Genomic DNA, 20,665 nt, shown 5'->3' with positions numbered 1-20,665 from the left:
CACAAACCTTTATTTAAAAAGGTTTGTGCTTTTTTAATCAAATGTTTGTTTAAATTTTGGGGCAGTCTATTTCTCCATGCAGCACTTGAAATGCTACACGTCCTTCCCTACAAACTTCTCTTTACTTCTTCAGCTAATTTTCTCGTACTTTCATACGCCGATTCAGCTAAACTAATTGCTGAAATAACTGAAACACCGTCCGCACCCGCTTCTATAACTGCCGCTGTATTTTCAATTGTAATCCCACCAATACCAACGATTGGCACTGTAATTCCTTGTTCTCTAAAATAGGCTAATCCTTTCGTTCCTTGAACCGCTTTCGTATCTTTTTTCGTACTCGTTGGGAAAATAGGTCCAACGCCTAAATAATCTGCTCCATTTTCGATTGCAAAGCGTGCTTCTTCAATTGTATGAGCAGATACGCCGATAATTTTATCTCCCATTTTTTCACGAACAGATGTAATTCCTTCATCATCTTGTCCTACATGAACACCATCTGCATCTAATTCAATGGCTAATTCTACATCATCATTTACAATGAAAGGAACACTATATTCCTTACAAAGCGTCTGCAATTCTTTTGCAAAGCGCACTCTATCTTCTCCGATTAAAGAACCTTCCCCCTTCTCGCGAAACTGAAAAATTGTCACTCCACCATCTAACGCTTCTTTCAATACAGCTAAAGGATCCCTCGTGCAGTTATTACTTCCCATAATAAAATACACTTGCAATAGCTTAGACATTTTATCTATTTCAATGCGTGCCATTTCTTTCACTCCCTCTTACTCTAACTCCTCAATCTTTCCATACTTCTCAATATCACTAGAAGTAGTATTCGCTAACTGATTTAAAAATTCAATTTGGAAACTACCAGGTCCCTTTTCCACGGTCTTAGCAGCTGCCAGTTCCGAAGCTACACCATAAAACGTTAATGCTGCTACTGCTGCTTTTACATAATCTTTTTCCACTGCTACAAATGCTCCTATTACAGAAGTTAGTAAACAACCTGTTCCCGTAACTTTCGTTAAAATAGGGTGACCATTTCGAATAACAATAGTTCTCTCTCCATCTGTAACAACATCTTCTTTTCCAGTAATGACCGCAACTGTATTTAGTTCATCTGCTGCCTGCCTTGCAATACTTACAACATTGCCATTTCCAGTACCAGCGTCTACCCCTTTAATTTCCCATTTCTCATTAATAACATTTGCTATTTCAGCTGCATTTCCGCGGATAATTGCTAACTCAATTTCAGCCGGAATATGTCTCGCAACTTCTGTTCGATACGAAGTTGCTCCTGCACCAACTGGATCAAATAGTACTGGCACATTGTTCGCATTTGCTGATTTACCCGCGAGTAACATCGCTTCTACTTCTTCAGGACGAAGTGTCCCCATATTTAATACTAACGCTCCAGCAATGCTAGCCATTTCTGCTACTTCTTCTTTCGCATACGCCATTACAGGCGATGCCCCAAGTGCCAACAAACCGTTAGCAGTAAAATTTGTTACAACAACATTTGTAATATTATGAACAAGCGGATTAGATTCTCTCACCAAATCCACTACTTTACTAATTTCTTTCATATTCATCCTTTTCATCTCCTAACTATAATGATGGGAGATACACAAAAAGACACTTTGCGCGTACGCAAAGTGCCTGAATATGTGCTTTTACACTCTCCCTACGCTGGCATTATCCAACAGGTTCAAATGGTCAATGACGGACTAGTAGCCATACTCTCAGTTTGTATCCACAAACTCCCATGTGTTTCTTATTCATCTACTTCAAAGTCTACTCTTATTCTAGTAAAATAACAAGTTCTTTACTTTTCTATTTGATATAGAGGCAACTGGTAAAGTGAAACTTTAATCAGTTGGGATTTTGTTAACTCCATTAAAAACAGCTGAAATATGGAGCGAAACTGAATCTCAAGAAGATGTATGCTATATTTAACTTATGGAAATTTGAAAGGATGTTTTTAATATGTCAAAAAGCGTTGTAATCGCTGAAAAACCTTCCGTTGCACGAGATATTGCTCGTGTACTGAAGTGTGATAAAAAAGGAAACGGCTATCTTGAAGGTAGTAAATATATTGTAACTTGGGCTTTAGGTCATCTCGTTACATTAGCAGATCCAGAAAGTTATGATGTGAAATATAAAAAGTGGAATTTAGAAGATTTACCGATGCTACCTGAGCGTTTGAAATTAACGGTTATTAAACAAACTGGAAAACAATTTAATGCTGTAAAAAGTCAGCTACTTAGAAAAGATGTAAATGAAATTATTGTAGCAACAGACGCTGGACGTGAAGGGGAATTAGTCGCACGCTGGATTATCGATAAAGTTAAGCTAAATAAACCAATCAAACGTTTATGGATTTCTTCTGTAACCGATAAAGCAATTAAAGATGGTTTTGCAAATTTAAAACCAGGTAAAGCCTATGACAATTTATACGCTTCAGCAGTTGCGCGTTCAGAAGCTGACTGGTATATCGGTCTTAATGCAACTCGTGCTTTAACGACTCGCTTTAATGCCCAGTTAAATTGCGGCCGTGTACAAACCCCTACTGTTGCTATGATTGCTAGTCGTGAGGATGAAATAAAGAACTTCAAAGCACAAACTTACTACGGCATCGAAGCTCAAACAATGGAGAAGCTCAAACTTACTTGGCAAGATGCAAATGGCAATAGCCGTAGTTTTAATAAAGAAAAAATCGATGGTATTGTAAAACGTTTAGATAAACAAAATGCTACTGTTGTGGAAATTGATAAGAAACAGAAGAAGTCATTCTCTCCTGGTCTTTACGATTTAACTGAATTGCAACGTGATGCGAATAAAAAGTTCGGTTACTCTGCTAAAGAAACATTAAATATTATGCAAAAATTGTATGAACAGCATAAAGTACTAACGTACCCTCGTACAGATTCACGCTACATTTCATCTGATATCGTTGGAACACTTCCAGAACGTCTAAAAGCATGTGGTGTTGGAGAATACCGTCCCTTCGCACATAAAGTATTACAAAAGCCTATCAAACCTAACAAATCATTTGTTGATGATAGTAAAGTAAGCGATCATCATGCGATTATTCCAACAGAAGGATACGTTAACTTCTCAGCATTCACAGATAAAGAACGCAAAATTTATGATTTAGTTGTAAAACGTTTCTTAGCTGTTTTATTCCCAGCATTCGAATACGAACAACTAACGTTACGCACAAAGGTTGGCAATGAAACATTCATTGCACGCGGAAAAACGATTTTACATGCTGGTTGGAAGGAAGTATACGAAAATCGATTTGAAGACGATGATGTAACTGATGACGTAAAAGAGCAGATTCTACCTCACATTGAAAAGGGCGATACATTAACTGTAAAGTTACTTATGCAAACATCAGGTCAAACGAAAGCACCTGCACGCTTTAATGAAGCAACTTTACTTTCAGCAATGGAGAATCCTACAAAATATATGGATACGCAAAATAAACAACTTGCTGATATGTTAAAATCGACTGGTGGATTAGGTACTGTAGCGACACGTGCAGATATTATCGACAAACTTTTCAACTCTTTCTTAATTGAAAAACGTGGTAAAGATATTCACATTACATCAAAAGGTCGTCAATTACTTGATTTAGTACCAGAAGAATTAAAATCACCTACACTAACTGGTGAGTGGGAACAAAAACTTGAGGCAATTGCAAAAGGAAAACTAAAGAAAGAAGTATTCATTTCGGAAATGAAGAACTATACGAAAGAAATTGTTTCTGAAATTAAATCGAGTGATAAAAAATATAAACATGACAACATTTCAACGAAGTCTTGTCCAGACTGCGGTAAACCAATGCTAGAAGTAAACGGCAAAAAGGGAAAAATGCTCGTATGCCAAGATCGTGAATGTGGTCATCGTAAAAATGTATCTCGTACAACAAACGCTCGCTGTCCGCAATGTAAGAAGAAACTAGAATTACGTGGTGAAGGTGCAGGTCAAATCTTTGCATGTAAATGTGGCTATCGTGAGAAATTATCAACATTCCAAGAACGACGTAAAAAAGAATCTGGAAACAAAGCCGATAAACGCGACGTTCAAAAATATATGAAACAACAGAAAAAAGAAGAAGAACCATTAAATAACCCATTCGCAGAAGCATTAAAAAAATTAAAATTTGATTAAACAAAAAGGTTCCTACCTCTATCGGTAGGAACCTTTTATTTTAATGAATGATTTTACTTCCTTTTGCATTCTCAACAAATTTTTCACTTGATTTGTTAATTGGTGTTTTCAGTAATAACGCAGCAACAATCATAACTACTACGAAAGCACTTAACACAAGTAAATCTCGTGTTACGATATCCCAAAGCATCCCGCCTACTGTTTCACGAATTGCGCTAATTGCGTATGTGAATGGTAAGAACGGATAAATCGCTTGGAAGAACGCTGGTGTCATTTGGATTGGGAATGTTCCGCCCGATCCTGCTACTTGTAGTACAAGTAAAATGATCGCCATCGATTTCCCAACGTTTCCGAAAATAGAAACGAGTGAGTATACGATACAAACGAAGACTCCACCAATAAATAAACTAAATAACACAAACCAGAACTTATCGACTACGTACGTACCGAGTAAGAATATATCTCCCATCGATACGATAAACGCTTGTGAAAGACCTATCGTTAAGAATGTTAATAAACGTCCGAAGTAAATTTCATGGCTCTTATAATTCGCGCCCTCTTCGTGTACTTCTACCGTTAATAATGAAACCATTAATAATGCGCCTACCCATAATGCAAGCACTGTATAGAATGGTGACATCGCTGAACCATAGTTCGGCATCGCAAATAATTTATTTTCTTTTAAATTTACTGGATTCGCAAAGTAATCACTTTGCTTTTCAACATCATTTTTCAATAAGCGTATGATGTCTTTTAAATCCTCTTCAGATTCAAAATCACGAATTTTATCTGCTAATTCTTTAATCTTTTTCTCAGTCTCCGGCATTTCAGCTTTAATATCTGCCAATTTCTTTTTCCCGTCTACTAAGCCTTTTGATGAATCTTCTAGTAATTTTTTAACATCTGGAAGCTTTTTGTCTGCCTCTTTTAAAATTTGAGATGTGTTTTTAGACATACGTTTCGTACGTTCAATTGCTGTGTTAAAGTTTGGAACGATTTCTGAATCATATGTTGCTAAGAAATCACCTAATTGAGCTGAAGCATTTTTAGTCGCTTCATTAATGCTTTCTACAACCTCTTTTGTAGGCTTCTGTCCATTATTAATTAGTGTAGTTGCTTTATTCGTTGCATCTATACCTTTTTGAACAGAATTTTGTATTTTGTTCAATTTTGCAATTCCGCCATTAAGGTTTTTTCCGCTATTTACATCTGCTAATACCTTATTTGTGCTTTCTAGAACCGGAATCGCATCACCAATTAGATTATTAGTAGCTTGTAGTTGACCATTTAAATCGTTTAAAGCCACTTTTGTACTATCTAATCCATTAACACCTCTATTATTTACGTCTGCTATAACACCTTCTAAATTATTTTTTGCCTTTTCATATTCATTTTTCACACTATCATATGCTTCATTTGCATCAGCTTTAGCTTGATCGACTGTGCTGACTGCTTTTTTATAATCTGCTACAAACGTTTCATTATAATCTTTTTCCGCTTGATCAATTAATCCATTTGCTGCATCTAACTTTTGATTCGCTACATCTGTTACATCTTTCTTTACTTCTTGTCCTGTACCGATAACATTTACAATATCTTTAATACCCTTGTTTGCATTTTCCATACCGCTTTTTAGCTTAGTTAAGCGATCCACTCGCCCTTGGAAAAAGCTTTGACCAAAATCAGTCGTCGCTGACTTTTGAAGTTCAGTAAATACATTAATAAGATATGCAATACTATCTGTACGCCCTTGAAGATTTTCAGAAACCGCATTAAGGTCTTGTTTTGCCTTTTCTGGATCAAACTGACCATTTTGCAATCCATTCACAACACTTTTTCCGTATGCTGTTCCTGCACGTGCTGAGTTTAAAACGTTATTAACTGTTTGATTAATGTTTCTTGCAATGTTTTTATAACCTTCATCATTCATCTTTGAAAGATCAGGGCGTGCTGGGAACTCCGGTAATCCCTTCATACCAGAAAGGTCTATCCCTGGATTCATTAAAAAGTTCGTAAAAGCATTGGCCTTATCCATTACATCTTTTGCTACAGTTAAATTGTTTCTCATTGTTCCAGGTGCGTTCTTTAAAGTTTCATCATTATTTGCAAAGAACTTATCTAAATTCCCTAATGCTTCTTGCCCATCATTAATAACACTCTCTACAACTGGCAACTCTTTTTGCGCTACTTTCACAACATCCTCTGCTCGAGTCGCATCATCTAACGCCTTATCCATCAATGTATTCATTTCTGGGAACTGCGCTTCTAACTTAAAGACAAGATCTTTTACTTTCTCGATACTTGGTAAGTTTGTTTCTAAATCGATTCCAAGGTCATTGAAGATTTTAAAAATCTCACCGTTCGCTGTTTTAACGAAGTTTTTACTAATTTCTTCTGTAATACCTGATGCACCTTTTGCTGTAATTTTCGGTGCAATCGCATTTACCTTTTCATTTACATAGTAATCAAGTTCTGGTTTCTGTGGATTTTCATCCAGAACAGTTGCAATTTTTTCAGAGAAGTCTTTTGGGATTGTAATGCTTGCGTAGTAATCCCCGCGTTCAACTCCGTAAATTGCCTGCTTTTCGTCTACAAACTTCCAACCAAGATTTTTGTTTTTCTTCAGAGAATCTACAATCTCGTCCCCGATATTGATATCTTTCCCTCTTAAATTAGAACCTGCATCTTGGTTAGAAACTGCAATGGGAACCTCTTTTGTATTTCCATATGGATCCCAAGAAGCTTTAATGTTAAACCATGCATATAACGATGGTAAAATCATTAATCCTAAAACAATAACAATTGCAGCCCAATGTTTGGCTACATTCCGTAAATCTGTCTTATAAATACGCCAAATCTGTTTCATAGAAGTTATCACCTAATTATATATTTTTCCTTCTTTAGAAAATGATACATACATTTTGCAATTATATCACTTTCTACATCGTGTATTAACCAAAAACGTACTATTTTTTCCCATTAACTTTCACTTACTTCATTATATAACGAAGTGAGTCAAAGTATGAATACAAAATGACCAAATCGGTTTTACATTCAATAATAACAAATATATATGAAATGTCATAAAAAATACAAGTATTTTCTCTTGGAAATACTTGTATTCCTAAAAAAAATCCTCACAGCTTTTATTCTCTGTGAGGATTTCTTCTATTATATATCCAATTGAACCTCTACACCGAAATGATCTGAAATTACATTTCTGTTTGTACCATTAAAAATAACTTTTGAAGAATGAACTTTTTTACTTTGGTTACATAATATTAGATCGATTCGCAAATTATGTTTATTTTCATCCCAACCAGCAATCTCACCTTGGACAGTCGTTCCTTCATCCTTCTCTATTGCTAATTCATATGTGTCATACAAACCTTTTTGCATCATATACTCATAACCTTCGCCTTTCAATCGAGCATTGTTATTAAAATCCCCCATTAAGAAGGCGAGCTTATTGCTATCTACACGCTCCATCAAACGATCGACTTGACCTTTGAATGACTCTTCTTCATCATTCCACCAACCGAGATGACAAGAGTAAAACGTTATATCCTTACCATTATAAGCAATTGTTGTACTTACAATTTTACGCGTTTTCCAATACGTTGTATCCTCGTTTTCTGAAATGAAGAACGTATCTTCTTTTATAATATTATGCTTCGTTATAATCGCTAATCCTTCTTCGTACACGTCATAACCAATATGAGAGAAATCCCAAGTAATATTGTAATCTTTTACATGTAGCGCTTTTAACTCTTCTAATAGTAAAAGTCCAAAATTATCTTTTTTCTTGTTACCGCATACATTTTCAGCTTGTATGGACTGACTTACTTCTTGCAATGCGATGACATCGTACTCTTCTTCTTGAATTACTTTAGCAAGGTATTGTATCTTTTCTATTTGATTCTCTTCTTGCCAAGAATGACAGTTTAAAGTTAGCAATTTCATATTATTACGCACCTAACATATCTTGAATGTCTGACTTTAATACGTCAGCTTTCGGACCATATACCGCTTGTACACCTTTGTCTTTTACAATAAGCCCTAAAGCACCATTTTGTTTCCACTGTGCTTCTGGTGCAACAACATCTAAATCTTTTACTGTTACACGTAAGCGCGTCATACAAGCATCTACGTCAGCAATATTTTCTTTTCCACCTAATAAATCGATAACTTTTGTTGCTAATGAACCGTCTTGTACATTTCCTGTTCCTTCTGATGCCTCATCTTCATTATCAATATAGTTACCTGCACGCCCTGGTGTTGGTAAATTGAATTTTTTAATTAAGAAATTAAATAGTGTAAAGTTAAGACCGAAGAACACTAATGAAACAATAACAAAGTTGATTAAGTCTCTTGTTAAACCTGCGTTAACCATCATTGGCGTACGAGTAATTAACTCAATAAATCCAAATGCATGAACACGTAAGTTAATTAAATCAGCTAGCGCGAATGCAAGTCCTGTTGTAATAGCATATACAACATATAATACTGGAGCAATAAACATGAACATGAATTCAATTGGTTCTGTTACACCTGTTAAGAATACTGCTAATGCTGCTGATAAAAACATTGGTTTATATTTTGCACGCTTTTCTTTATCAACGTTACGGAACATCGCAAATGCAATCCCCATTAACGCTGCTGTTGAGCCGATAACTTGTCCAGCTTTGAAACGAGCTGGTACAACGTTATTTAATAAATCGTTATATGCCTTCGTATCTCCATTTGCTAATAAATTATTTAAATCTGTAATCCATGCAAGCCATAATGGATCTTGTCCTGCTACAACTTGTCCAACTTTTGAACCAGTTAGCATCGTATATGTTCCGCCTAGCTCTGTATAGTTCATCGGAATCGTTAACATATGGTGTAAACCAAATGGTAATAATAAACGCTCTAACGTTCCATATACAAACGGTGCAACAACTGGTGCACTATCTTTTGAAGCTGCAATCCAGCGACCAAATTCATTTAACCCACTTTGGATGAATGGCCATAGAAGTGATAATACAATCGCAGTAACTGTAGACCAAAGAATTACAACGAATGGTACAAATCGTTTTCCATTAAAGAATGCTAATGCCTGTGGCAGTTTATTATAGTTATAATATTTGTTATATAAAGTAGCTCCTAAGAAACCTGTGATAATCCCTACGAACACTCCCATGTTTAATGCAGGTGCACCAAGTACAGAAGTAAAGTAATCTTTTACAATTAAATCTCCCGCTATTACTGAAGAAACTTTCGCTTTTGAATCCGCTAACATTTCAGCGTTTACCCCAAATATAGCTCCTGTAATTCGGTTTGTTAAGACGAATGCTAATAGCGCTGCAAATGCACCACCCGCGCGATCTTTCGCCCAAGATCCCCCAATTGCTACTGCGAATAAGATGTGTAGATTTGTAATGATTGCCCAACCGATGTCTTCCATTACGCGAGCGATTGTATGAACTGCGTTAACATCCCCAGCAGACATACCAATTAACTTACCGATGGAAATCATTAAACCAGCTGCTGGCATTACGGCTACAACAACTAATAACGCTTTCCCGAACTTTTGCCAAAAATCAAAAGACGTAATTTTCATCTGTTCTTCCTCCCCTTTATTTATAAAAACATAATGATTTAAATTATAATTTCTGTTCCCTTTATGAAAACGATTCCTTATGTTACTTTATTTTTATCTTTACGCAACCGTTTTCATAAATCTATTTTAATAAAAGCGTTTTCACTTTGCAATAGAAATTTATTTTTTTTAATAAAAAAAGATGCTCAAAGAGCATCCTTTTTTATTATGAAATGCGATAAACCCTTGTTTCATAAGGCTTTAAAGCAATTGTTGTTACTTCTTCATGTTCCGCAACTTCATAGTTATTTAAAAGCAAACGTTTGCGTTCTAGTGCAAATGAACCCTCATTATACACAGCTTCCTCTTTTGAGATATTACTAATTACAATGACTTTTTCATCCTGTAACGTACGTGTATATGCATAAATTTGTGGATCGTCTTCTAAAAGTAAATCATACGTACCATAGTTCAGTACATCGTGCTCTTTTTTCAGGGCAATCATTTTCTTATAGAAATTAAAAATAGACTTTTCTTCATTTTTTTGCTTTTCAACATTAATTTCTTTGTAATTTGGATTCATGCTAAACCAAGGTGTACTTGTTGTGAAACCAGCATTCATCTCATCATTCCACTGCATAGGTGTACGTGAATTATCGCGGCAAGAAGCCCATATAATCTCCATCATATCTTGATGTGGTACGCCCTCTGCAATTTTCTCGCGATATAAATTTTTAATTGCTACATCATCGTAATCTTCAATATTTGGTAACTGAACATTTGTCATACCAATTTCTTGGCCTTGATAAATAAAAGGTGTACCGTGCATAAAGAAATACATCGCCCCTAGAGCTGTTGCACTTTCACGCCAATATTGTTTATCATCTCCCCATGTTGAAACGATACGTGGTTTATCGTGATTCTCAATATATAAAGCGTTCCATCCTTTATTTTCTAATCCTTTTTGCCATTTCGTTAATACTTTTTTCAATCCTACAACATCAAGGTCTTTCTTCTTCTCTGCATCCCATAAACTTAAATGTTCAAATTGGAATACCATATTGAACTTACCTTGCTCTTCTCCAACCCAAAGCTCAGCATCTTCAATCTTAACACCATTTGCTTCACCAACAGTCATAATATCGTACTTAGAGAATGTATTTTCTTTTAGCTCTTCTAATAAAGGTTGAATACCTTTCACATTCATATGTTTATCAAAAGATGGCACATATTTTAACCCTTTTGGATTTGGCATATCCTTGAGGCCTTCTTCTTTTTTAATATGACTGATTGCATCAACGCGGAAACCATCAATACCTTTATCAAGCCACCAATTAACCGTATCGTATAGTACTTCGCGAACTTCTTTATTCTCCCAGTTTAAATCTGGTTGTTTACGTGAGAATAAATGTAAATAATATTGTTCTGTTTCTTCATCATATTCCCATGCCGAACCATTAAAAATACTTTCCCAGTTGTTTGGCTCCGCACCATCTTTACCATCATGCCAAATATACCAATCACGCTTCGGATTATCTTTAGATGAACGTGATTCAATAAACCATGGATGTTCATCACTCGTATGATTAATAACTAAATCAATAATAAGCTTCATATCACGCTTATGAACTTCATCTAGTAAAGCATCAAAGTCTGCCATTGTACCAAACTCATCCATAATATCTTGATAATCACTAATATCATAACCATTATCATCATTAGGTGACTTATACATTGGACAAATCCAAATTACATCTATACCTAAATCTTTTAAATAATCCAGTTTTGCAATAATACCTTGTAAATCTCCAATACCATCACCATTTGAATCCATAAAGCTTCGTGGATAAATTTGATAAGCAACTGCTTCTTTCCACCATGTCTTATTCATAGTCCTTCTCTCCTTTTGCATCCCATCGGAATTTTATGCAAACGTTTTCGTAACACTATCATAACAAAATATGAACAGTTTGCAACTGTTTTCATTGAACTCTATGTAGATTCTTTATTCTTATGCTTTATTTATTTCTCACAAAGGTAAATCTCATTCTTCACCTCTCCTTGTCCACGCGTATTACAGACATTTTTCATATATTAATAAAAAACTCTGATTATTTTAGAAAGGAGTAATAAATTGAAGCAAACAAAATTAACAGGTCGTATCGTTGTTCCCACAGATCCTGACTACGACGTAGCCCGAATGAATTTAAATTTAAGTATTCCAAAACTCCCTTGTATTATTGTTTTTTGTCAAAATAACAAGGATGTCTGTAACGCCTTAAAATGGGCACGTGAACGTCATATACCATTTCGGTTAAGAAGTGGACGTCATAGCTATGAAAATTTTTCTCTTTTAAATAGAGGACTTATTATTGATGTGAGTGAAATGCATCGCATTACTGTTAATACAGAGAAATTAACAGCAACAATTGAGGCTGGTGCAAATCTTGGCACTGTTTATAAAGAACTTTGGAATTACGGTGTTACAATTCCTGCTGGTACAAGTGCAAGCGTTGGAGTTGTTGGATTAGCACTTGGCGGTGGTATTGGTATGCTTTCGCGCTTATTTGGATTAACATGTGATCAATTAATGGAAGTGGAAATGGTACAAGCGTGTGGAAAATTTGGTGCAAAACTCATTCGTGCAAATGAACAAGAAAACTCTAACCTTTTTTGGGCATGCCGTGGTGGCGGTGGTGGAAACTTCGGAATTGTCACTTCCTTAACTTTTCGAGTCCACCCGATAAAAAATGTATCAATTTTCTCAATTACATGGGAATGGGAAGACTTTATTGCTGCATTTCAAGCGTGGCAAAACTGGGCACCTTATATAGATGAACGTCTCACTTCATCGATCGAATTATTCGCCAAGCAACGAAATAAAATTGAAGCACAAGGCGAGTTTGTCGGTTCTCCCTCTGAACTCCATTCCCTATTATCCCCTCTTCTTGAAACTGGTAGCCCCTCTCTCTTTATAGAAGAAGTTCCTTATATAAAGGCTGTTGAATTTTTTAATGGAGGTAACATCCCTGAAAATTTTAAGCGCTCTGGTTCCTATGTCTATAAACCTATTCCCCTTAAAGGCATTCAAATCATGCAATCCTTTCTTTCTCATGCACCAAATAAAGATGCTAGTATTTGGCATCAATCGCTCATAGGTGCTGTTGAAAATATTTCGCCGAATGAAACGGCTTATTTTCATCGTAAAGCAATTATTGCTCAAGAATACATTACCTCTTGGAAATGCGATGATGAAGAAAATCGAAATATACGCTGGGTTAAAGGTTTACGAGAAAGCTTAGATCCTTATACACTAGGTGACTATGTGAACTGGCCCGATATCGACATTAAAAATTGGCAAACTAGTTATTATGGCTCTAACTTTCACAGATTACGTAAAGTAAAAACCATGTATGATCCTTGTGATGTTTTTCATTTCCAACAAAGTATTCCTCCTTTTCATACGTGAAAAAAGGGGATAACATAAAAAAATCATCCAATATACCGTTACCTCGCAGTATGTTGGATGATTCAAGTTGATTTTCTATATCGTTTCAAATTCTTGCTCCTACTCATAAACTTTTACTTACAGATTAATTGTATTTCGTATCATTTTCATGCAATGAATGTAATTTAATATTTGGTACTTTATCTTTTTCAATACCTCTATTATAAGAAACAGGAACTTGAAATTCAAATTGCTTTGTCTCATGTTTTTGTAAATAGACTGGTTTCGGTACTGGATAGCTTTTTGAATTCTCGTTTGCATTATCATATAAAACAACTTTTAATGCTTGTGAATGATTACGATAATTTTTTAAAGTAACAATGCACTTCGGTTGGATATTCTCTCCATTTTTCTCCATTCTACACTGGCTATCTTCTTTTTTATATTCTATTGCTTCTACCCCTGCTTTTCCTGCATAATACCATGTTTTATTCAATGTCTGGAGGATTGTATTTAAAATAAACGGCATCATTACAATCAAAATACTAGTACCTACTACTTTTATTTTATTCATTTTTCTAAATGTACTAGACTCCTTTTTTCCTAGCCATTTTAAAAATAATATAAATGCAATTACATGTAGTATGAAAGAAACAATCAATATATTTGAGACTTTATAATCCATATAAACATACGTATGTATCGGAATCTTATAGACATTGAATAGTTTTTCCCCAATTAATTCATTATCATTTGGAATTTTTAATAATAACAAAACCCCTATACTGTAACAAATAGCTACTAATCGATCATACTCAATACGAATCATTCTTTCTCCCCTTCACTTTGTATTTTATTATCGATTTTAGCTATTATTACCATACTATACAATCTTTTTATAGAGGATAACGTAAAAAAGTTCCTTATAAATATATAAAGAACCTTATTAATATACACTATGAATTAAAAAATCAATATACAATTTTCACATAGAGATTTCTTCAAAATATGTTGGATCATGTATTGTAATTTTTTTATCTAAAATTGTAACAATGCTATCATTTTTTAATTGTTTTAATACGCTGCTAACTGTCTCTCGAGATGTTCCAGATATTTTGGATATTTCAATTGTTGTAAGTGGACATGAAATTACAATCTTTTCTCCACTCTGTTCTCCTAAATCCTGCATTAAATAATTTAACGTTTGGATAACACGATCTTGTGCATTAGGAATTGTAATATTTTGCACTCGATTTTCGTTCAATTTTAATATAGATGATAATTGCTGAACAACGTACATCAATTGTGTTCTGCTGGACTTTACCATATCTTCAAAGATTACCGTTGGAATATAATATACCTCCACATCCGTCATTGCTTCTGCTGTATAGTTATATCCTCTGTCTGTAAACATACCACCATAAGGAAAAATAGAATACCGCTTTACATAGTCATCGTATAATAAGTTCCCATTTTGATTAACCCGCTCTAACTTTACAAAACCATCTAACATGAAGTAAATTCTTTCCCTTGAATCCCCTTCTAAAAATAAAAATTGACCTTTTTTATAAGTTCGCCAATAAACAAACTCTGTTAAGCCTTTCAATTTTTTTTCTGTTAAATGAGCAAATAATTCGAACTGCTTTAAGTCTTTCACTACGTTCCGTCTATTCATAAAATTCCCTCTCTCTTGCTGTATGTTGGAGCGAAAAATCAAGAAAGCGTATTCAATTTGAATTTTATCATAATTAACTTGTATATTCAGATTTCATCATGAAAACTTTATGAACAATGAGTACAAAAAATATTAATAAATAAAAAGAATGAAGTTATTAACCTCATTCTTTTTTTACTACTAAGTAGCGTACATAATAATTTAAACATACATGCATACATTCTGTTTTGAAATAATAGTACCGGCTTTTTCTTCTAGTGCTTCATATACTTTTTCTAAAGACGTAATAATCGTTTTTCTTTTTGGATTTGTATTAACAAAATTAATAGCAGCTTCGATTTTTGGAAGCATGCTTCCCGCAGCAAATTGTTGTTCTTCAATATATTCTTCTAATTGATTCACTGTGACATGCTCTAATTTTTTTTGATTCGGTTGATTATAATTTACATACACATAATCAACTGCAGTTAAAATAACGAGCGTATCGGCATCTACTAATTCTGCTAATTTCTGCGCAGCGAAATCTTTATCGATAACCGCTTCAGTTCCTTTTAACCCTTCTTCAGAATCAATTACTGGAATTCCACCTCCGCCCACAGCTATCACTATGTTTCCATCTTCGACCAAAGAATTAATCACTTTATGTTCATGAATACTTACAGGCTTCGGTGATGGAACAACACGTCTCCATCCTCTACCAGCATCTTCTTTAAACACTGCTTTTGTTTCATCCATTAATTTTCTGGCCTCTTCTTCTGTATAAAAAGGACCAATTGGTTTAGTTGGATTTTTAAATGCCTCATCTTTTTTATCCACAACAACACGTGTTATAACCGTTGCTACATCTTTGTTTATATTCCGTTTTTTCAATGCCTTTTCAATTGCATTTTCCATCCAATATCCAATCATCCCTTGGCTCATTGCCCCACAAGTATCTAATGGCATTGCAGGTGTCTTTTCCGTTTCTGCAGCTTTTTGCTGTAATAAAATATTCCCCACTTGTGGGCCATTTCCATGCGCAATTACTATATCCACATCATTTTCCATTATTTTCACAAGTTGTTCTGCCGTTTTTTCCAACGCTTCTTGCTGCGCTCCCGCAGTAGCTTCTCCAGACTGTATCGCATTTCCCCCTAGTGCAACTACAATTTTTCTTCGTGCCATATTCCAGCCCTCCAGTTGATTTCGCTTTCACAGCGCTTTATAAAGTAATACTGCCTGTAATTAATCCATAAATCGCAAAGAATGCTAAAGCACCAATTGCTACGGATGATGCTAATTCCACTCGAGTAAATATTTGCTTCGAACTCTTTTGCTTTTGAACATTGTAAAAAATAAAAATACCTGGCGCATATAAAGTCATTGTTAATAATAAATACTCTAAACCGGCTGCATAAACTAACCACACGCCATAAATACTTGCGATCAAGCCAATTATTATATTTTTATTTCGATCTGCTTCTTCAGACTTTAAGCTATGCTTCAGTTGATAAAATGCTGAAAAAGCATATGGGATTAAAATAGCTGAAGATGCTAAAGAGAATGCAAAGTTATACGCCTGATCAGAAACGACGAATGTTAACAAGAATATTTGTATTAAACCATTTGTTATCCATAATGAATTTACTGGAGCCTTATTTTTATTTTCTTTTGCGAACCATTTTGGAAATACTCCATCTTTAGCCGCTAAATATGGAATTTCAGAAGCGAGCAAAGTCCAACCTAACCAAGCACCTAATACAGAGATGACTAAACCTAAATTAATAAAGATAGCACCCCATTTTCCAACAACACTTTCAAACAAATAAGCCATAGCCGGATTTTTCAAACCTGCAATGTCTGCTTGCTGCATAAGTCCAAGAGACAATAATGTGATTAAAATGTAAATGATGAGTGTACCAATTAAGCCAATAACGGTTGCTTTCCCTACATCACTTCTATTTTTTGCTCGACTGGATAAAACAACAGCCCCTTCTACCCCAATAAATACCCATAAAGTTACAAGCATTGTACTTTTAACTTGGCTGCCAACTGCTCCCCATGAAAAAGAACCAGTTTGCCCCCAAAATCCATCTAAGAACGTATCAATATGAAACGCAAAGATTCCTATGACAATAAATACAAATACAGGTACTAATTTTGCGATTGTAGTTACTAAATTCACAAGGGCTGCTGATTGAACTCCACGTAAAATTAACATGTGAACACACCATAATAATACGCTTGCACCAATAATGGATTCTACATTTTGACCGCCTTCAAAGATCGGGAAGAAATATCCTAATGAAGAAAACAATAATGTACCGTAAGCTACATTCCCAAGCCAAGCAGATAGCCAGTATCCCCACGCACTATTAAACCCCATAAAATTACCAAACCCTGCTTTTGCATAGCTAAAAATACCACCATCTAAATCTGGCCGTTTTACAGTTAGATTTTGAAAAGATAATCCGAGTGCGATCATCCCAATTCCTGTTATAACCCAGCCAATAATAATGGCTCCAGCACCAGCACCTTTTGCCATATCACTCGCTAAATTAAAGGCTCCACCGCCAATCATAGACCCAACTACAAGAGCCGTTAGTGTAAACAACCCTAATTTCTTATCTTCACCCATTCCACTCACCTCTCTTTAATTACAATAACAATACAAAAGCAATAGTGAATGATAGTGTCTAAAGGAGGAGAAAGAAGAAAGGAAGACTCCCTTTCTTCTTTACTCCATGTTTCCTAAAGTAGCTGCCATAACCGCTTTAATTGTATGCATTCTATTTTCAGCTTGATCAAATACTTTTGAATGTTTACTGCGGAATACTTCGTCAGTTACCTCCATTTCTTTCAACCCATATTTCTCATAAACTTCTTCGCCATACATCGTTTCAACATCATGAAATGCAGGTAAACAATGTAAGAAAATCACGTTTTCATTCCCTGTTGCTTTAATCATTTTCATATTTACTTGATAAGGTTTCAATAACTCGACACGTTCAGCAAATTTTTCTTCTTCCCCCATAGACACCCATACATCTGTATAAATTACATCTGCATTCGCAACAGCTTCTTCCACATTACTTGTTATCATTACTTGTTCATTATATTTTTTTGCTAAATCAATTACTTCTTGTGCAGGCCATAAAGATTCCGGTGTACAAATACGTACATCCATTCCAACGATTGCTCCACCAACTAGTAAGCTATTAGCAACATTATTTCGCCCATCGCCAACGTAAACGAGCTTCACATTTTTCAATTTCCCTATATGTTCTCTAATTGTTAATAAATCTGCTAGTGTTTGTGTTGGATGCCACATATCTGTTAATCCATTCCAAACTGGCACACCAGAATTTTGTGCTAAAGATTCTACAGTTTCATGATTAAATCCACGAAACTCAATTCCGTCAAACATACGCCCTAACACTTTTGCTGTATCCTCTACAGATTCTTTTTTCCCAAGTTGAATATCACCTTTCCCTAAATATTCAGGATTTGCCCCTAAATCTGTACATGCTACTGTAAATGCACAACGCGTACGAGTAGAAGTTTTTTCAAATAAGAGCGCTACATTTTTACCTTCTAAATAATGATGCGGGATACCATTTTTCTTTTTCTCTTTTAATTCTGCTGCCAAATCTAGAAAATATAACAATTCTTCTTGTGTAAAATCTTTTTCTGCTAGAAAGCTTCTTCCTTTTAAATTTGGTCTAGTCATTAACATAATTCATCCCTACTTTCTCCGTTATTTATACTAAATATCTTTACGAACAATTGGCATACTCATGCAACGTGGACCCCCACGACCACGAGATAATTCCGAACTTAGCACCTCAATCACTTCTATACCGTGTTCACGTAATAACGTATTAGATACATAGTTGCGATCATATGTAACAACTACACCTGGCGCAATTGCTAATGTGTTCGAGCCATCATTCCATTGTTCACGAGCAGAAGCAATTACATCTCCTCCTCCACATGGAATAAGAACTAATTCACTTAAGCCTAATACCTCTTTTAATGCTTCCATTAAAGAAGTACGATGTGTAATTTTAAGAGTTTCCTCATCTGATCCTTTTTCTAAAATATAAATATTCATATTCCCTTTTGGCCCTTGAATGGCTGGGTGAATTGTAAACTTGTCATAATCAACCATTGTAAATACTGTATCTAAATGCATAAATGCTCGACATTTTGGAATTTCTATTGCTAACACTTTCTTAATTTTATTTTGTCGGCTAAAGAGATTTTTAGCTAAACGTTCAATTGCTTTAGCTGAAGTACGAGCAGATACTCCAATCGCAATTGTTTCTTCATTTAAAATTAGCTCGTCGCCACCTTCAATCGGAAATTTATAATCACGATCTAACCAGATTGGTACATTATGTTTTGCAAATCTTGGATGATATTTAATGATGTACTCCATGAATAATGATTCACGTCTACGCGCTGGTTCTCTCATCTTATTTATCGTTAAGCCATCGCCCACGCTAGCTGCTGGATCACGAGTAAAATATAAATTAGGCATTGGATCTAAGTAAAACGGATAGTGATCTTCCATTAATTCATATAAATGTGTCTTCTTACTTGTTTCAATTTCGTTTTTCCGTACACCGCCCATAATTTTTTGAATTAATTCTTCATTTGAAAAGGAAAGTAAATATTCTTTTAAAGTTTGATGTGCAACATTTACGTCGGCCTGTCCTTCTTTTAAAATACGATCAACAAATTCTTCTCGAAGTTTTTTATCTACTAACGCCTCAGCGGCTAGTTTTTCTAAATAAAGAACTTCAACACCCCGATTGCGTAACGTTTGTGCAAAATAATCATGCTCTTTTTGAATAATTGGTAAGTATGGAATATCGTCAAATAATAATTGCTGCAAATAATCTGGCGTCAAGTTTTCCACTTCTTTACCCGGTCGTTTTAATAAAACCGTTTGTAATTCCCCAATTTCTGAAGTAACATGTATCGGATGTTTCATTTGTTGTACCTCCTTTTAAATATGTTTGATGTCTTACAAGTACATAATAAATGCTCTGTACTTTCATCTTTGTGAAAGCATCCACATTATCATTGTGAAATATTAAACAAGTTATTTTTTTAAAATCATACGAATATGTATTTTTATAACAAACTATCTTGCTTTCTCAATAAAAAATACATATATTACGCATATATGTTGAATATTTAACTTCCGTATTTAAACAAAAATCCTGTTTTTAATTTTATTAAAAACAGGATTTTTGCATCTAAATAATTAAATTTAATCTTTCTTCTATAATCTCCCTATCTGATTTCGACTGTGAAATTATAAGGCATGTATCATTTCCACATATACATCCTATTTTTTCTTTCCAATCTAACTCATCAAATAAAACACCAATAACATGTGCATTACCAGGTAATGTTTTAATAACCATTAATTGATCTACACAATCAATTTTTACAACAACTTCTCGTAATTTTTTCTTTAACTTTATATCAGTTTGTAAATGCTCTTCTGAGAAAACTTTATATATCATTAATCCTTCTTGAGAAGGTACCTTCGTTAAGTTTAACTCACGAATATCGCGAGAAACCGTAGCTTGTGTTACTAATACATCTTTTTTTGCTAACAATTCTACTAATCTTTCTTGCTTATCTATTTCATACTCCTTTACAAATTGTTTAATTAACCGTTGTCTTTTTTCTTTTTTCATAAAAGACACCCCTTTTAATATTATAGCTCGCTATAATTTTCATCCGAAAGGGACAGAAAAGAATGTTGCGGAAACGTTCATAGTTT

15 protein-coding genes and 1 riboswitch are annotated in these 20,665 nt (G+C 34.7%); of the genes, 2 read left to right on the top strand and 13 right to left on the bottom strand.

Translation table 11 applies throughout. The annotated features are described in order from the left end of the window. Positions 1-107: 107 nt before the first annotated feature. Complete coding sequence (gene thiE, locus ACTL4X_RS02210; RefSeq protein WP_000090960.1) at positions 108-767, bottom strand: thiamine phosphate synthase; 660 nt, start codon at positions 765-767, stop codon at positions 108-110. 15 nt (positions 768-782) lie between these two features. Beyond that, a complete protein-coding gene (thiM, locus tag ACTL4X_RS02205; RefSeq protein WP_001056096.1) occupies positions 783-1,592 on the bottom strand; it encodes a hydroxyethylthiazole kinase in 810 nt (269 codons plus the stop codon). Between the two features lie 72 nt (positions 1,593-1,664). Continuing rightward, positions 1,665-1,777, bottom strand: a riboswitch (TPP riboswitch). 209 nt (positions 1,778-1,986) lie between these two features. Between thiM and topB the strand changes: the two genes are divergently transcribed. Further along, entirely contained in the window at positions 1,987-4,176 is a 2,190-nt protein-coding gene (topB, locus tag ACTL4X_RS02200) for a DNA topoisomerase III (protein ID WP_098214370.1), read from the top strand. Positions 4,177-4,216: 40 nt separating this feature from the next. Here the strand turns inward: topB and ACTL4X_RS02195 are convergent, their stop codons facing one another. The 4 genes from ACTL4X_RS02195 to ACTL4X_RS02180 form a co-directional block, all read right to left on the bottom strand. After that, complete coding sequence (locus ACTL4X_RS02195) at positions 4,217-7,042, bottom strand: YhgE/Pip domain-containing protein (protein WP_086692275.1); 2,826 nt, start codon at positions 7,040-7,042, stop codon at positions 4,217-4,219. Positions 7,043-7,347: 305 nt separating this feature from the next. Then, positions 7,348-8,139, bottom strand: coding sequence for an endonuclease/exonuclease/phosphatase family protein (locus ACTL4X_RS02190; protein ID WP_000771997.1), 792 nt, complete (start codon positions 8,137-8,139; stop codon positions 7,348-7,350). 4 nt (positions 8,140-8,143) lie between these two features. After that, positions 8,144-9,781: a PTS transporter subunit IIBC gene (locus ACTL4X_RS02185; protein ID WP_000705560.1), complete on the bottom strand. Its 1,638-nt coding sequence runs from the start codon at positions 9,779-9,781 to the stop codon at positions 8,144-8,146. Between the two features lie 205 nt (positions 9,782-9,986). Continuing rightward, entirely contained in the window at positions 9,987-11,651 is a 1,665-nt protein-coding gene (locus ACTL4X_RS02180) for a glycoside hydrolase family 13 protein (protein ID WP_001044710.1), read from the bottom strand. 243 nt (positions 11,652-11,894) lie between these two features. Between ACTL4X_RS02180 and ACTL4X_RS02175 the strand changes: the two genes are divergently transcribed. Continuing rightward, the gene (locus tag ACTL4X_RS02175; protein ID WP_000814898.1) at positions 11,895-13,229 is read left to right on the top strand and encodes an FAD-dependent oxidoreductase; all 1,335 of its coding nucleotides are present in this window, start codon (positions 11,895-11,897) and stop codon (positions 13,227-13,229) included. Positions 13,230-13,353: 124 nt separating this feature from the next. On the opposite strand, the gene ACTL4X_RS02170 is transcribed toward ACTL4X_RS02175, so the two are convergent. The 7 genes from ACTL4X_RS02170 to argR form a co-directional block, all read right to left on the bottom strand. After that, positions 13,354-14,037, bottom strand: a complete 684-nt coding sequence (locus ACTL4X_RS02170; protein ID WP_063245430.1) for a hypothetical protein — start codon at positions 14,035-14,037, stop codon at positions 13,354-13,356. A gap of 156 nt (positions 14,038-14,193) precedes the next feature. Further along, positions 14,194-14,883, bottom strand: coding sequence for a Crp/Fnr family transcriptional regulator (locus tag ACTL4X_RS02165; protein WP_001081905.1), 690 nt, complete (start codon positions 14,881-14,883; stop codon positions 14,194-14,196). A 201-nt stretch (positions 14,884-15,084) separates the two neighbouring features. After that, complete coding sequence (gene arcC, locus ACTL4X_RS02160; RefSeq protein ID WP_000113951.1) at positions 15,085-16,047, bottom strand: carbamate kinase; 963 nt, start codon at positions 16,045-16,047, stop codon at positions 15,085-15,087. Positions 16,048-16,084: 37 nt separating this feature from the next. After that, a complete protein-coding gene (gene arcD, locus ACTL4X_RS02155) occupies positions 16,085-17,500 on the bottom strand; it encodes an arginine-ornithine antiporter (RefSeq protein ID WP_000503412.1) in 1,416 nt (471 codons plus the stop codon). A gap of 99 nt (positions 17,501-17,599) precedes the next feature. Further along, positions 17,600-18,598 carry an ornithine carbamoyltransferase gene (gene argF / locus ACTL4X_RS02150; protein ID WP_000930289.1) on the bottom strand — a complete coding sequence of 333 codons (999 nt, stop codon included), beginning with the start codon at positions 18,596-18,598 and terminating at the stop codon, positions 17,600-17,602. Between the two features lie 30 nt (positions 18,599-18,628). After that, a complete protein-coding gene (arcA, locus tag ACTL4X_RS02145) occupies positions 18,629-19,861 on the bottom strand; it encodes an arginine deiminase (RefSeq protein ID WP_000682331.1) in 1,233 nt (410 codons plus the stop codon). 268 nt (positions 19,862-20,129) lie between these two features. Continuing rightward, a complete protein-coding gene (argR, locus tag ACTL4X_RS02140; protein WP_000711826.1) occupies positions 20,130-20,579 on the bottom strand; it encodes an arginine repressor in 450 nt (149 codons plus the stop codon). Between the last annotated feature and the right edge of the window lie 86 nt (positions 20,580-20,665).

Source organism: Bacillus sp. RE35, assembly GCF_052146655.1.
GTDB classification, from domain to species: Bacteria; Bacillota; Bacilli; order Bacillales; family Bacillaceae_G; genus Bacillus_A; species Bacillus_A cereus.
Note: the sequence above shows the minus strand (reverse complement) of the source record. Positions and strands in the feature narration are given on the sequence as shown.

Bases quoted from the DNA above. Each gene is read 5' to 3' on its own strand.
- arcD (WP_000503412.1), bottom strand. From the start codon at position 17,500: ATGGGTGAAGATAAGAAATTAGGGTTGTTTACACTAACGGCTCTTGTA.
- ACTL4X_RS02170 (WP_063245430.1), bottom strand. From the start codon at position 14,037: ATGATTCGTATTGAGTATGATCGATTAGTAGCTATTTGTTACAGTATA.
- ACTL4X_RS02180 (WP_001044710.1), bottom strand. From the start codon at position 11,651: ATGAATAAGACATGGTGGAAAGAAGCAGTTGCTTATCAAATTTATCCA.
- thiE (WP_000090960.1), bottom strand. From the start codon at position 767: ATGGCACGCATTGAAATAGATAAAATGTCTAAGCTATTGCAAGTGTAT.
- ACTL4X_RS02185 (WP_000705560.1), bottom strand. From the start codon at position 9,781: ATGAAAATTACGTCTTTTGATTTTTGGCAAAAGTTCGGGAAAGCGTTA.
- topB (WP_098214370.1), top strand. From the start codon at position 1,987: ATGTCAAAAAGCGTTGTAATCGCTGAAAAACCTTCCGTTGCACGAGAT.
- ACTL4X_RS02165 (WP_001081905.1), bottom strand. From the start codon at position 14,883: ATGAATAGACGGAACGTAGTGAAAGACTTAAAGCAGTTCGAATTATTT.
- argR (WP_000711826.1), bottom strand. From the start codon at position 20,579: ATGAAAAAAGAAAAAAGACAACGGTTAATTAAACAATTTGTAAAGGAG.
- argF (WP_000930289.1), bottom strand. From the start codon at position 18,598: ATGTTAATGACTAGACCAAATTTAAAAGGAAGAAGCTTTCTAGCAGAA.
- arcA (WP_000682331.1), bottom strand. From the start codon at position 19,861: ATGAAACATCCGATACATGTTACTTCAGAAATTGGGGAATTACAAACG.
- thiM (WP_001056096.1), bottom strand. From the start codon at position 1,592: ATGAATATGAAAGAAATTAGTAAAGTAGTGGATTTGGTGAGAGAATCT.
- arcC (WP_000113951.1), bottom strand. From the start codon at position 16,047: ATGGCACGAAGAAAAATTGTAGTTGCACTAGGGGGAAATGCGATACAG.
- ACTL4X_RS02190 (WP_000771997.1), bottom strand. From the start codon at position 8,139: ATGAAATTGCTAACTTTAAACTGTCATTCTTGGCAAGAAGAGAATCAA.
- ACTL4X_RS02195 (WP_086692275.1), bottom strand. From the start codon at position 7,042: ATGAAACAGATTTGGCGTATTTATAAGACAGATTTACGGAATGTAGCC.